The 12669-nt window shown below is 66.7% G+C and carries 13 protein-coding genes; 8 read left to right on the top strand and 5 right to left on the bottom strand.

Features of this window, described 5'->3' with window-relative positions; all coding sequences use genetic code 11:
- Positions 1 to 158: 158 nt before the first annotated feature.
- The 4 genes from prpE (at position 159) to ABE522_RS13285 (ending at position 4746) form a co-directional block, all read left to right on the top strand.
- Positions 159 to 2039, top strand: coding sequence for a propionate--CoA ligase (prpE, locus tag ABE522_RS13300; protein WP_346592104.1), 1881 nt, complete (start codon positions 159 to 161; stop codon positions 2037 to 2039).
- Positions 2040 to 2231: 192 nt separating this feature from the next.
- Complete coding sequence (locus ABE522_RS13295; protein ID WP_346592103.1) at positions 2232 to 2723, top strand: hypothetical protein; 492 nt, start codon at positions 2232 to 2234, stop codon at positions 2721 to 2723.
- 116 nt (positions 2724 to 2839) lie between these two features.
- Positions 2840 to 3934: a suppressor of fused domain protein gene (locus tag ABE522_RS13290; protein WP_346592102.1), complete on the top strand. Its 1095-nt coding sequence runs from the start codon at positions 2840 to 2842 to the stop codon at positions 3932 to 3934.
- A gap of 107 nt (positions 3935 to 4041) precedes the next feature.
- Entirely contained in the window at positions 4042 to 4746 is a 705-nt protein-coding gene (locus ABE522_RS13285; RefSeq protein ID WP_346592101.1) for a lytic polysaccharide monooxygenase auxiliary activity family 9 protein, read from the top strand.
- Between the two features lie 49 nt (positions 4747 to 4795).
- Here the strand turns inward: ABE522_RS13285 and ABE522_RS13280 are convergent, their stop codons facing one another.
- From ABE522_RS13280 to ABE522_RS13260, 5 genes are all read right to left on the bottom strand, one after another.
- Positions 4796 to 5407, bottom strand: coding sequence for a glutathione S-transferase N-terminal domain-containing protein (locus ABE522_RS13280; RefSeq protein ID WP_346592100.1), 612 nt, complete (start codon positions 5405 to 5407; stop codon positions 4796 to 4798).
- 88 nt (positions 5408 to 5495) lie between these two features.
- Positions 5496 to 5954 carry a cell wall hydrolase gene (locus tag ABE522_RS13275; RefSeq protein ID WP_042615053.1) on the bottom strand — a complete coding sequence of 153 codons (459 nt, stop codon included), beginning with the start codon at positions 5952 to 5954 and terminating at the stop codon, positions 5496 to 5498.
- 298 nt (positions 5955 to 6252) lie between these two features.
- Positions 6253 to 8283: an NADPH-dependent 2,4-dienoyl-CoA reductase gene (locus ABE522_RS13270; protein WP_346592099.1), complete on the bottom strand. Its 2031-nt coding sequence runs from the start codon at positions 8281 to 8283 to the stop codon at positions 6253 to 6255.
- 106 nt (positions 8284 to 8389) lie between these two features.
- Positions 8390 to 9013 (bottom strand): membrane protein YczE, encoded by a 624-nt coding sequence (gene yczE / locus ABE522_RS13265; RefSeq protein ID WP_346592098.1) that lies wholly within the window; start codon positions 9011 to 9013, stop codon positions 8390 to 8392.
- Positions 9014 to 9186: 173 nt separating this feature from the next.
- Complete coding sequence (locus ABE522_RS13260; protein WP_346592097.1) at positions 9187 to 9420, bottom strand: hypothetical protein; 234 nt, start codon at positions 9418 to 9420, stop codon at positions 9187 to 9189.
- Positions 9421 to 9610: 190 nt separating this feature from the next.
- On the opposite strand from ABE522_RS13260, the gene ABE522_RS13255 reads away from it, so the two are divergent.
- The 4 genes from ABE522_RS13255 (at position 9611) to ABE522_RS13240 (ending at position 12587) form a co-directional block, all read left to right on the top strand.
- The gene (locus tag ABE522_RS13255; protein WP_346592096.1) at positions 9611 to 10702 is read left to right on the top strand and encodes an OmpA family protein; all 1092 of its coding nucleotides are present in this window, start codon (positions 9611 to 9613) and stop codon (positions 10700 to 10702) included.
- A 199-nt stretch (positions 10703 to 10901) separates the two neighbouring features.
- Positions 10902 to 11417 carry a hypothetical protein gene (locus tag ABE522_RS13250; protein WP_346592095.1) on the top strand — a complete coding sequence of 172 codons (516 nt, stop codon included), beginning with the start codon at positions 10902 to 10904 and terminating at the stop codon, positions 11415 to 11417.
- 18 nt (positions 11418 to 11435) lie between these two features.
- Positions 11436 to 12245, top strand: a complete 810-nt coding sequence (locus tag ABE522_RS13245) for a pseudouridine synthase (RefSeq protein WP_346592094.1) — start codon at positions 11436 to 11438, stop codon at positions 12243 to 12245.
- A gap of 84 nt (positions 12246 to 12329) precedes the next feature.
- Positions 12330 to 12587 carry a hypothetical protein gene (locus ABE522_RS13240; protein WP_346592093.1) on the top strand — a complete coding sequence of 86 codons (258 nt, stop codon included), beginning with the start codon at positions 12330 to 12332 and terminating at the stop codon, positions 12585 to 12587.
- The last annotated feature ends 82 nt before the right edge of the window (positions 12588 to 12669 follow it).

Genomic DNA, 12669 nt, shown 5'->3' with positions numbered 1-12669 from the left:
CCCGCAGGATGCGGTTGTTGCCGTCCCCCGCGAACCCACCCCGCCCCGCCCACAACCAGCCCTGCAGCTTTTGACGTTGTACGACCAAGGTCGGGGCGTTCGCGCCGCTGCTGGCGCTCTATGCTCGATCCCATGACTTTGTCTGGGAGGGCTGTGTCATGGACTACGAAGAAACCTACCGCCGTTCGATCGACGAGCCGGAGGAATTCTGGGGCGAAGAAGCCAATCGCATCTACTGGCACAAGCAGCCACGGCAGGTGCTCGACTACAGCAACCCGCCATTCCGGCGGTGGTACGTCGGCGGCGAAACCAACCTGTGCTACAACGCCGTGGACCGCCACCTGGCCGATCGGCCGGACCAGCTCGCGCTGGTGGCCGTGTCCACCGAAACCGGCAGCACGCGCGAAATCACCTACCGCCAGCTGTACCGCGAAGTGAACGACTTCGCCGCCGTGCTGAAGCGGCTGGAAGTCGGCCATGGGGACCGCGTGGTCATCTACATGCCGAACATGGCCGAGGCGGTGTTCGCCATGCTGGCCTGCGCCCGGATCGGCGCCGTGCACTCGGTGGTGTTCGGCGGCTTCGCCGCCCACAACCTGGCCCTGCGCATCGATGACGCGCGGCCGAAGCTGTTGATCGCCGCCGATGCGGGCATGCGCGGTGGCAAGCTCATTCCCTACAAGGGCATGGTCGACGCCGCCTGCGCCGAGGCGCAGAACCCGCCCCCGCACGTGCTGATCGTGTCGCGCGGGCTGGACCCGGCCGAGCCGCGCCAGGCCGGGCGCGACATCGACTACGCCACCCTGCGCGCCGAGGTCGGGGAGGTGGACGTGCCCGTGCAGTGGCTGGAATCCAGCGAACCCAGCTACCTGCTGTATACGTCCGGCACCACCGGCAAACCGAAAGGCGTGCAGCGCGATGTCGGTGGCTATGCGGTGGCGATGGCCCAGTCGATGCAGACCGTGTTCGACTGCCAGCCGGGCCAGGTGATGTTCTCCACCTCCGATGTCGGCTGGGCGGTGGGGCACTCCTACAACGTGTATGGCCCACTGATCGGCGGCTGCACGTCGCTGCTGTACGAAGGGTTGCCGACCCATCCGGATCCGGGCATCTGGTGGGCGCTGTGCGAGCAGTACAACGTGCGCACGCTGTTCTCCTCACCGACCGCGATCCGCGTGCTGAAAAAGCACGACGTCGACTTCATCCGCCGGCATGACCTGAAAGCGCTGAAGTACATCTTCCTGGCCGGCGAGCCGCTGGACGAGCCCACCGCGCACTGGGCCAACGAAGCACTGGGCAAGCCGATCATCGACAACTACTGGCAGACCGAAACCGGTTGGCCGGCGTTGACCCTGCTTCCCGGACTGGACATGAAACCGGTGCGCTTCGGATCGCCCGGGTTCCCCAACCTGGGCTATCGGATGAAGGTGATTGACGAGAACAGCGGGGCGGAGGTCGCACCGGGGCAGAAGGGCGTGCTGGTGATGACCCCGCCGCTGCCGCCGGGCTGCATGAGCACGGTCTGGAACGACGACGCACGCTTCCTGCAGAGCTACTTCAGCCACTTCAAGGAACTGCTGTACAGCTCGCTGGACTGGGCGATCCGCGACGAAGACGGCTATACCTTCATCCTGGGACGCACCGACGATGTGATCAACGTGGCAGGGCACCGGTTGGGCACGCGCGAGATCGAAGAGGCCATTTCCGGTCATCCGCGGGTGGCCGAAGCGGCGGTGATCGGGGTCAAGGACGAACTGAAGGGACAGGTGCCGCTGGTGTTCGTGACCCTCAAGCACGGGCTGAACGGGGAAGACCCGGCGCCGGTGGTGGCGGAAATGATGGCGGCAGTGACGGCCTCGCTGGGGGCGGTAGCGCGGCCGGCGCACATCCACGTGGTCAATGCATTGCCGAAAACCCGTTCGGGCAAGCTGCTGCGGCGTTCGCTGCAGGCGCTCGCCGAGCAGCGTGATCCGGGTGACCTGTCCACCCTGGATGACCCGGCGGCGCTGGATGAGATCCGGCGCGCGCTGGGACGCTGAACGGCTCGCGGGGGACGGGTGGCACCGCCGCTGCGGTCCCCGCGCCACGGGCGTGCTGCAGTGCAGCTTCGCCGGCTGCGCGACTGCGCTAAGCTCGGCCTGTCATCGTGCTGCCACACGGCGACCCGCCTGGGGGAAACAGGCGGGGTGGCCGCAGCCGGGGGCAACGGGAGTCCAAACAGGGGGAACCACATGGCGCTGCTGCATGCCAAGACGGCCGCTGGCCGTCAGGAAATCGATGATCGCGCACGGCGGCTGCCCGCCGCGCTGCGTTCAATCCTTTTGATGGTGGACGGGCAGCGCGACGACGACGCGTTGCGCGAGCTGCTGCCGGGCCTGCGCGCGCCGCCCGACGCGCTGGAACAACTGGCGGCACAGGGACTGATCGAGAAGGTGGGTGGCACGGCGGCACCGGCACGCCCCCCTGCACTGACCGAGGGCCGCGGCCAGGACCCCGCGCTGTATCGCATCCTGTATGACTGGATGAGTGAATCGGTGCGCCGCCACCTCGGCCTGAAGGGCTATTTCATGCAGTTGAAGATAGAGCGCTGCACCGATGCGGCGGCGCTGGAGCAGCTGGTGCCGGACATGGTGGCCGCCATCGGCAAGGCCCGCAGCAGCGCGCTGGCCTCGCGATGGCTGGAGGAAACACGGCAGCAGCTGGAGCCTGCGGTGGCCAGCTAGCGCATGAATGGAGTGGCTCCGGATGCATGCAAGGTTCGATCGAACTGGCGCTTGTTCGCCCGCGTGTCGGCGCCCAGCTGGGCTAAAGTAAGCGCCCGGTTCATCCAGGTTCCATCGTGCAGATCGCTTCCGCTTCCGCTTCCGAGCCTGCCACCGCCATGAAGGATGACAACGGCACCCCCGGCTGGGATGCCATCAGCCAGGCGCTGTGCGCCGCGCATCCGCATCAGGTGCCGCGTCACTTCGGCACGGCACTGCCGTGGACCCTCGGCGGCAACGACCCTCTGGATGGGGTCAGTGTCTACTGGAGTGAGCAGGGGCGCCCGCATTGGCACTACGTCAGCTACGGCCTGTCCGAACTGTTCGAAAAGGAAAGCGACGACGCCGAGGTCAGCGGTTTCGGCTTCGAACTGACGTTCCGGCTGGCCGCGGCGGCCGGCAGCAGCGGGGCGGACAGCCCGCCTACGTGGCCGATGAGCCTGCTGCAGAACCTGGCGCGCTATGTGTTCCAGAGCGGCAACGTGCTGGAGGCGGGCCATCATCTGGACGCCAACGGGCCGATCGCAGCGGACCACGCCACGGCACTGCGCCACCTGGCTTTCATCCAGGACCCGCAGCTGCCGGTGCGTGATACCCCCAATGGCCGACTGCAGTTCCTGCAGGCGGTGGGCCTGACCGATGATGAACATGCCGCGATCCTGGCCGGCTCCACCGGCGGCGTGCTGGAGGCGCTGGAACCGTCCATGCCCTTGTGGATCACCGACCTCGCACGTGCCTGCGCGCTGTCCGACCCCGGGGTGGCCGCACGCGTTGCGGCAGCGGCGCGGGCGCAGCGCGCGGCTACCGGCCTGCTACTGGTGGAAACGCTGGAATGGCAGGACAGCGCTGATTCCGGCGCCGTCACGCTGGTGCTCGGGGCAGGGCAGGTCGAGCGCCTGCGGGAGCTGCTGGAGGTCCGCCTGGGCACGGGGCTGCCGCTGGAGATCGTCGGCGCGCAGAAGCGCTGGATGTTCGAACCGGGCGAGCAGGACCGCGTGACCGGCGATCACCTGCAGCGGATCTGTGTGCTGTCACCGGGGGCACGGGAGCGCCTGCGGCAGGCGCTCCAGCCCGTGGCCGGCATGGCGCGGATCTCCGACGCGCTTTCAATCGACATCCGCCGCTCCTGCCTTCGCGACAGCGAAGGAAAGCCCCTACGCTTCATCGGCTGAAACGGCCGCAGCGTTGCCGTGGCGTTGCCCTGATGCTTCGTCCCGCTGGGCACGGTGCAATGTCCGTGCGGCCATCCTCCGGTCGCGCCTGACAAAGGATGCAGCCCATGAAGCGTCGAGCGTATGGCAGCGCCATTTCATCGTTCATCCTGGCGACCTTGGCTGCCGGCGGTGTGCTGGGTCCCTGGGGCCACGCACGCGCCCACGGCGCGCTGGCCTCGCCCATCGCCCGTCAATACCTGTGCTTCAAGGAACGCGGTTACGACTGGCCCGCCGACGGCAGTGGGATACCCGCTGCGGATTGCCGCCAGGCTTACCGGGAGGTCATGGACCCGTGGCCGTTCCAGCAGTGGAACGAGGTATCAGCGAACCCGCAGGACAAGGGCGACACCCTGGAGAAGCTCAAGTCGGCCGTCCCCGATGGGCTGCTGTGTGCCGGCGGCGATGCGCGCAAGCGCGGCCTGGACCAGGCCACCCACCCCTGGCGGGCCCAGCCGGTCACCCCCGATGCACAGGGGCGGCTGGAGCTGGTGTGGGATCTCACCCAACCCCACAATCCGTCGTGGATGAGGGTGTTCCTGTCCAAGCCGTCGTATGACGGCAGCCGGGCCCTGCGCTGGGAGGACCTGGAGGAAATCTACAACGAAGATGCCCCGCAACCCGTTCCAGGCACGCCCTATCGGACCTACACCGTGAAAGTGCCGATCCCTGCGGACCGGGCCGGCCGCGCGGTGCTGTACCACTACTGGCAGCGGGATGATGCCGGCAACGAGGGATTTTTCAACTGCACCGATATAGATATCCAGCGCTGAGCGGCAGGTGCGCGCGGGGCGGTCACCGCGCGTGCCATGCTGACACCGATCAGGCCAGGCCTTCGGCCTTCAGTACGGCCTGCACGCCGGCGTCGGCATCCATGCGCTTCTTGTACGCGGCAAGATGCTCCAGGCCGGACAGGTCGACCTTCGCCGCGGCGGCCCAGCGCAGGGTGATATAGAAGTAGGGATCGGCGAAGCTGCGGAATCCGGCCAGCCACGGCTTGTCGGCCAGCTGTGCATCGGCCTGTTCGAAGAGGCCGCGCAGGCGCTTGTACGCGGCGGCGGCCAGTGCTTCCTTCTGCCCTTCATCAGCCAGGAACTTGCCCGGCGCGAACAGCGGCGAGAACGCCGGGTGCACGTCGGAATTGACGAAGGACAGCCAACGCGCCGCTTCGGCACGCTGGCGCGGACTGCCATCGCCTGCCAGGCCTGCCTGCGGATGCGTATCGGCGATATAGCCCATGATGGCCGCGTTCTGGGTCAGCACGAAGTCGCCGTCGACCAGCGCGGGCACCGAGCCAACCGGGTTGATCTTCAGGAATTCCGGGCTCTTCAGGGACTCACGATCCAGCAGTTCAACCTCGAACGGCTGGCCGGTCCACTGCAGGGCGATGTGGTCGGCGGTGGAACAGGCACCGGGCTTGCTGTACAGCTTCATGGGAACTCCGCGCGGGATAGGTGGCAACAGACCAACACTATCGCGGAGCCCGCAGCACGCGGCAATGACGCGCTGGCACAACAGTCCGTTACGACTGGCGCGGCTTGAGGCTCTGCACCTTGTAGAAGGTGTGATCGCCGATGGTGGCGACCTGGTAGGCATTGCGCCAGCTCGGGCTGGCAATCGACAGCGCCGCGAAGTGGCTCGCGCCGGGCACGATCTCCTTGCGCTCGCTGACCGGCAGGGCCCAGTTGCGTTCAGCATCGAAGGCGACGGTCATCGCTTCGCGCCAGGCGGCGTCATTGGCCAGCTGGGTACCGGGGGCGACGATGGTCGGGGCAAACTGCTTGCGCGCAGTCACTACCTGGCACATCGAGTCTCCCCACAGGCCGCTGTCACGGCGACGCAGGGCCACTTCGGCGACGGCCTGCTGACCACGCACGGTCTGGTCGCGGGCTTCCAGGTAAACGGTCGTGCTCAGGCACAACGAATCAGCGGCCGGCTGCGGCAACAACTGCGACAGCCAGAGAATCCAGGCCAGTTTCATATAACTCCTTGCTCCGTATGGGCCGGACCTGGCGGTTCCGTCGGCGAGTGGCCGGCAGAGGCGTGGGTACGGCTTGGCGTCATGGGGAGGCGACCATCGGGGTCACCCCGTGGGCGGCCACGAAAAGTGATCGACGATCGATCAGGCGGGCCGCACCTGCTCACCGGAACTGGGTGGTGAGCGGGAAAGTTGGCGCAAGGTAAGGGGGTATTTCGCAACGCATCCTGAATTAAACGGGTTGACATTCAGGTTCGGGGCAGGGTCGGAAAGCCGATCTCACTGCCCCTATTCAGCTTTTTCAGAGGGCAGCGGCGACGCGGCTGCCCTGGTCGATCGCGCGCTTGGCATCGAGTTCTGCGGCCACGTCCGCACCGCCGATCAGCTGCGCGGTGATACCGGCAGCGGCAAGTTCTGCGTGCAGCCCACGGTTCGGCTCCTGGCCCGCGCAGATCACCACGTGATCGACATCCAGCCGCTGTTCCACACCCTCCACGCGGATATGCAGCCCGGCATCATCCACGCCCAGGTACTCCACGCCGCCAAGCTGGGTCACGCCTTTCGCCTTGAGCGTGGCGCGGTGGATCCAGCCGGTGGTCTTGCCCAGTTTCGCGCCCGGGCGTCCGGCACTGCGCTGCAGCAGCCAGAGCTTGCGTGGCGAAGGAACGATGACCGGACGGGCCAGGGCGCCGCGCGCTTCGAAACTCGGATCAACGCCCCATTCGGCCATCCAGCTCGCTGTGTCCAGCGACGGCGACGGACCGGCATGGCTCAGGAATTCGCCGACATCGAAGCCGATGCCGCCGGCGCCGATGATCGCCGCACGCGGCCCCACCGTGACGCGACCAAGCAGCACGTCCAGGTAGTCCACCACCTTGGCATGTCCGGCACCGGGGAAATCGACCTTGCGCGGCAGGATGCCGGTGGCCAGCACCACCTCGTCGAAGCCGGCGAGCGCGGCGGGTCCGACGCGGGAGCCCAGTCGCAGCTGCACGCCGGTTTCCTCCAGCTTGTGGCGGAAGTAACGCAGGGTCTCGTGGAACTCTTCCTTGCCCGGTATCCGCTTGGCCACGTTGAACTGGCCTCCGATCTCGTCGTGCGCGTCGAACAGGGTGACGTGGTGGCCGCGCTCTGCGGCGACGGTCGCGCAGGCCAGGCCCGCCGGTCCCGCACCCACCACCGCGATGCGCCGCGGCGATGCGGTGGGCCGGTACACCAGCTCGGTTTCGTGCGCGGCGCGCGGATTGACCAGGCAACTGGCCAGCTTGTTCTCGAATACGTGGTCCAGGCAGGCCTGGTTGCAGGCGATGCAGGTGTTGATGCGCTCGGGCCGGCCGGCACGTGCCTTGTTGGGCCACTGCGGATCGGCCAGCAGTGGACGCGCCAGCGACACCATGTCGGCGCCGCCGCTGGCCAGGATCCGCTCGGCCACGTCGGGCATGTTGATCCGGTTGGTGGCCACCAGCGGCACCCTGACGTGCGGCTTCAGCTTGGCGGTGACGCCGGCGAAGGCGCCGCGCGGAACCGAGGTGGCGATGGTCGGAATGCGTGCTTCGTGCCAGCCGATACCGGTGTTGATCAGGGTCGCGCCGGCCGCCTCGATGGCCTGCGCCTGGGCGACGATTTCCTGCCAGTTGCTGCCATCGCTGACCAGGTCCACCAGTGACAGCCGGTAGATGATGATGAAGTCCGGGCCGCAGGCTTCGCGGATGCGGCGCACGATCTCCACCGCGAACCGCATGCGCTGCGCGGCATCGCCGCCCCACTGGTCGGTGCGGGTGTTGGTGCGCGGAGCGACGAACTCATTGATCAGGTAGCCTTCCGAGCCCATCACTTCCACGCCGTCGTAGCCTGCATCACGGGCCAGCCGCGCGCTGCGCGCGTAATCGGCGATGTGCCGGTCCACGCCGCGGCTGGTCAAGGCGCGCGGAGTGAACGGGTTGATCGGTGCCTTCAGCTTCGATGGCGCCACCGATAACGGGTGGTACGCGTAGCGTCCTGCATGCAGCAACTGCAGGCAGATCTTCGCGTCATGCTGGTGGGCGGCCGCGGTGAGCTGGCGATGCGGGCGGACTTCCCATGGCCAGCTCAGTTTGCCGCCGAACGGCTTGAGCCAGCCGACCACGTTGGGCGCGAAGCCGCCGGTGACGATCAGGCCGACACCGCCCTCGGCGCGTTCGGCGAAATAGGCGGCCAGGCGTGGGAAATCACGGGCGCGGTCTTCCAGCCCGGTGTGCATGGAGCCCATCAGGATCCGGTTGCGCACCTGGGTGAAGCCCAGGTCGAGCGGAGTGAAAAGGTGGGGGTAGGCGCTGTCGCTGGCGGGCGTCATCGTGGATACGCTTGCGTACGGAAGCGCCCAGCGTGCCGTGAATCGGCCTTCCTCGCAAGACGCGCTGCCGCAGGGAAGCCGCCGGCGGTTGCCGACGGGGCGCGACTCAGGCCGGTGGAATCACCGCCGGTGCCGCGTGCGGTGGCTTGCCGATGCCGAACCAGCCCAGCGTCATCCCGCACAGCGGCCCGATCAGCAGCGCGAAGGCCAGCGTTCCCGGTCCCACGTTTCCACCCAGCAGCCAGCCCACCAGCAACGCGCTGCCTTCAATCAGGCTGCGCACCTGCCAGATCGGCCAGCCGGTGCGGGCGTGCAGCCCGGTCATCAGCCCGTCGCGCGGGCCAGGCCCCAGGCGTGCGCCGATGTACAGGCCGGTGGCTACGGCGATCAGCAGCAGCCCGGCAACAAACAGCGGCAATCGCAGCCACAGGCCTTCCACCGCAGGCAGCAGCCACAGCCCGAACTGCGCGGCAGGACCGATCAGCGCCACGTTGAGCACCGTGCCCAGTCCCGGCTTCTGCCGCAGCGGCCACCACAGCAGCAGGACCGCCGCGCCGATGACATTGGTGGCCAGTCCGAAGGAAAGCGGCGTGTGGGCGGCGATGCCCTGCGACAGGACATCCCACGGGGCCACCCCGATGGCGGCACGCACCATCAGGGAAATCCCGAAGCCGTACAGCAGGAGGCCGGCAACCAACTGGATGAGGCGAAGGGGCAGGGAGGAGGGCATGGCATCGGTCTGTGCGGTCTGTTGCCACCATAGGTCGTGCAAACGGCGACGAACAGATACAGACAAGCGGCATGTACGCCGAACAGCTTCGCGATCACCACTCCGGCATGCGAACACGATGACCGCGCGCTTGAACGCCGCCGGATCGTCGAGGCGAATCCGCGGCCATGCATTCAACCTCGACACGCCATGACATGCCCTCCGCATTCGTCCTGGCCGCTGGCAGATAAAACCCGTTGTTCGTCGTGATCGGCGCGGTATGGCGGTTCAGACTCGTCCCGCGCATAAAGTTCCTCACGGCGCAGGCTGCCGGATGAACGCTTGACTTTTGCCCAAATCAAAATGTTGCAGCGCGAGACTGAAGCCCGGTAAAACCCTTGCCACGCCTTACTGTTGCGGTTTTTCATGATCCTGTATAGGGTGCAACCGCCGGTCCGGTGGAGGCCCGGCGCCCGTTTTTCACATGTTACGGGACTGTTAACATGGCCTTCACTCCCCTGAGCATAATGTTCGCGGCGGTGGCGTGCTGAATCGGCTGTCGTAGTGCTGGCCCATGCCTCTACCGGTTTCATACCCCCGATATAGGAGCTGTACTCAATGAACAAGAAGATCCTTACCGCCGCGCTGCTGGGTGGTCTGGCTTTCGCCCAGGCTGCTTCGGCACAGGAGTTTGACGACCGCTGGTACCTGACCGGTTCGGCTGGTTTCAACTTCCAGGACAGCGATCGCACCACCAACGATGCTCCGTTCGTGACCCTGGGCCTGGGCAAGTTCATCAGCCCGAACTGGTCGCTCGACGGTGAGCTGAACTACCAGAACCCGAACTTCGACGCCAACCAGGACCTGAACTGGTCGCAGTACGGCGCCTCGCTGGACCTGCGTCGCCACTTCGTGCAGGAAGGCCGTGGCTGGAACCCGTACCTGCTGTTCGGCCTGGGCTACCAGAAGTCGGAAGAAGAGTCGGCTGCCGTCAACGCCAATGGCCCGATCGAGCGTAAGGACGGCGGTTTCGCCGCCAAGCTCGGCGCCGGTCTGCAGACCACCTTCGACAAGCGCGTTGCCGTGCGTGCCGAAGTCGCCTACCGCGCTGACTTCGACGACCAGAGCGTTGCCGCTCCGAGCGAAGACTGGTTCGGCGACGTGCTGGCTTCGGTCGGCGTCGTGATCCCGCTGGGACCGGCTCCGGTCGCTGCCGTGCCGGCTCCGGCTCCGGTTGCCCCGAGCTGCGCCGACCTGGATGACGACGGTGACGGCGTCAACAACTGCGACGACAAGTGCCCGGATTCGCAGCCTGGCCAGACCATCGGTCCGGACGGTTGCCCGGTCCCGGTCTCCATCGACCTGAAGGGCGTCAACTTCGACTTCGACAAGGCCAACCTGCGTCCTGACGCGGTTGCGATCCTGAGCGAAGCCTCGCAGATCCTGACCCGTTACCCGGACCTGAAGGTTGAAGTTGCTGGTCACACCGACTCGAAGGGTTCCGACGAGTACAACCAGAAGCTGTCCGAGCGTCGTGCTACCGCCGTGTACAACTACCTGACCTCCAACGGCGTTGCTGCTTCGCGCCTGCAGGGTCCGGTCGGTTACGGCGAGAGCCGCCCGATTGCGCCGAACACCAATGCTGATGGTTCGGACAACCCGGAAGGCCGTGCGAAGAACCGTCGTACCGAGCTGAACGTCCAGAACTGAGTTCTGACGCTTCACCGGTAAGGCACACAGCAGGACCCGGCTTCGGCCGGGTCTTGTTGTTTGTGCCGTACGAAAATGTACCGCTTATCCGAAACAACAAAAAAACCAATGAGTTGCCGTATTCATTGAATGTAGGATCTTGAAAGCCGTTGTGTCGCTGTTAAACTCGCGCCACTACCCACTTTTCTGGATGCTCCTCATGCTGCGCACTGCATCGGCCGTCGTCCTGGCCCTGGCCCTGGTTCCCGCCGCCCACGCTGCCGTGGACTGCTCGGTCTCGGCCAGCAGCGCTCCGCTGCCGTTGCCGGCCACCGCGATCGCACCGGTGGCGAGCGAGCTGTTCACCCGCAATTCGCGCCTGGGCATGCCCGCCGGCGTGCTGACCACCAATTACGAACAGGCCCAGTCGCTGGACAGCGTGCTGCGTCGCCTGCGCATCGAAGGCTGCCAGAACGTGGCCAAGGCCATGCCGAGTGCACCGGCGGTGAGTCCGAACGATCCGGCCGCCTACAAGCCGCAGACCGCGTTCGACAACACGCCATGGCGCTTCGACATGAGCCAGAACGGCAAGCGCATGACCGCCGAAGAGTTCGACGCGTGGATGAAGGCGCGTGGCGTGCGCGTGGTCAAGGCCCGCCCGGTACCGGCCGCTGCGGTCGCACCGGTCGCACCGGTGGAAGCCTCCGCCGAGACCAAGCCGGTCGACAAGAAGTAAGTGGGGGCAGGGCAGGACATGCGGCCACGGCGCCCACCTGCCAGCCCCAGCGCCCGTGCCCGCCCTGCCGGCGCACGCGCGGCGCCTGCCGCAGGCGGGGGCGTTCGCCACGGACTGGCACGCGTGTTGTCCAAGGCGGGCCTGTGTTCGCGTACTGAAGCCGCGCGCTGGATCGCCGCCGGCCGCGTGAGCGTGGATGGGCGCACCATCCGTGATCCCGAATTCCCGATCCAGGCCGGCCGCCAGCAGGTGCGCGTGGATGGCCAGCCGCTGGATGCCGCGCCACGCATCTACCTGATGCTCAACAAGCCGCGCGGCCTGGTTACCACCGTCCAGGACGAACAGGGCCGGGATACGGTCTACCGCTGTTTCGATGGGGCCGGCCTGCCGTGGCTGGCGCCGGTCGGGCGCTTGGACAAAGCCAGCGAAGGCCTGCTGCTGTTCAGCAATGACCCGCAGTGGGCGGCCGCGCTGATGGATCCGGCCACCGGCCCGGACAAGACCTACCACGTGCAGGTGGATGGAATTCCAGACGCGTCGATGCTCGCCGCATTCTGCGCTGGCATCGAGGACGAAGGGGAATTCCTGGCCGCGCGCGCGGTGAAACTGCTGCGTACCGGCGAAAAGACCTCGTGGCTGGAAGTGACGCTGGACGAAGGGCGCAACCGGCACATCCGTCGCCTGCTGGCGGCGTTCGACCTGCAGGTGCTGCGGCTGGTCCGCATCGGCATCGGCGGGCTGCTGCTCGGCGACCTGCCGAAGGGCCAGTGGCGGATGCTGCAGACGCAGGACCGGCGGCAACTGGAGGCCGCTGCAGGACCGGGCTGAGACCCGCGGCCGACGCCTGGCGTCGGTCCCGCTCCGGGCGCAAGGGGGGCCCGGCTTTGCATTGACTGAAAGAGGTATCCCACCGTGTTGCGTTTCCTGACCTCTCCACTGCGCCTGACCCTGCTGTTGCCTTTGGCAGCGCTGGGCGCCTGCAGCCACAAGAAAGAACTGGCCAAGGCCCCGCCACCGCCGCCACAGGACATCATCGAAGTGCGCGTCCCCGAACTGGACGGCCGCGGCAGCTACCGCTTCAACATGAGCGAAGGCGACAAGAAGATGTCCGCCGACGAATTCGACGCCTGGATGAAAGCCAACGGCATCCGCGTCGCCAAGGGCCGCTGACACAAAAAAGGGGACGGAGGGCATTAAGTCGTATCCAGCCTGTGCTGGCTGGATACGACTTAATGCCCTCCGTCCCCTTTTT

Origin of the sequence: Stenotrophomonas lacuserhaii (assembly GCF_039674585.1) — a bacterium.
GTDB lineage: Bacteria > Pseudomonadota > Gammaproteobacteria > Xanthomonadales > Xanthomonadaceae > Stenotrophomonas > Stenotrophomonas pennii_A.
This window is presented reverse-complemented; position numbering and strand designations above follow the sequence as displayed.

Bases quoted from the DNA above. Each gene is read 5' to 3' on its own strand.
- prpE (WP_346592104.1), top strand. From the start codon at position 159: ATGGACTACGAAGAAACCTACCGCCGTTCGATCGACGAGCCGGAGGAA.
- ABE522_RS13295 (WP_346592103.1), top strand. From the start codon at position 2,232: ATGGCGCTGCTGCATGCCAAGACGGCCGCTGGCCGTCAGGAAATCGAT.
- ABE522_RS13285 (WP_346592101.1), top strand. From the start codon at position 4,042: ATGAAGCGTCGAGCGTATGGCAGCGCCATTTCATCGTTCATCCTGGCG.
- ABE522_RS13280 (WP_346592100.1), bottom strand. From the start codon at position 5,407: ATGAAGCTGTACAGCAAGCCCGGTGCCTGTTCCACCGCCGACCACATC.
- ABE522_RS13275 (WP_042615053.1), bottom strand. From the start codon at position 5,954: ATGAAACTGGCCTGGATTCTCTGGCTGTCGCAGTTGTTGCCGCAGCCG.
- ABE522_RS13270 (WP_346592099.1), bottom strand. From the start codon at position 8,283: ATGACGCCCGCCAGCGACAGCGCCTACCCCCACCTTTTCACTCCGCTC.
- yczE (WP_346592098.1), bottom strand. From the start codon at position 9,013: ATGCCCTCCTCCCTGCCCCTTCGCCTCATCCAGTTGGTTGCCGGCCTC.
- ABE522_RS13260 (WP_346592097.1), bottom strand. From the start codon at position 9,420: ATGAAAAACCGCAACAGTAAGGCGTGGCAAGGGTTTTACCGGGCTTCA.
- ABE522_RS13255 (WP_346592096.1), top strand. From the start codon at position 9,611: ATGAACAAGAAGATCCTTACCGCCGCGCTGCTGGGTGGTCTGGCTTTC.
- ABE522_RS13250 (WP_346592095.1), top strand. From the start codon at position 10,902: ATGCTGCGCACTGCATCGGCCGTCGTCCTGGCCCTGGCCCTGGTTCCC.
- ABE522_RS13245 (WP_346592094.1), top strand. From the start codon at position 11,436: ATGCGGCCACGGCGCCCACCTGCCAGCCCCAGCGCCCGTGCCCGCCCT.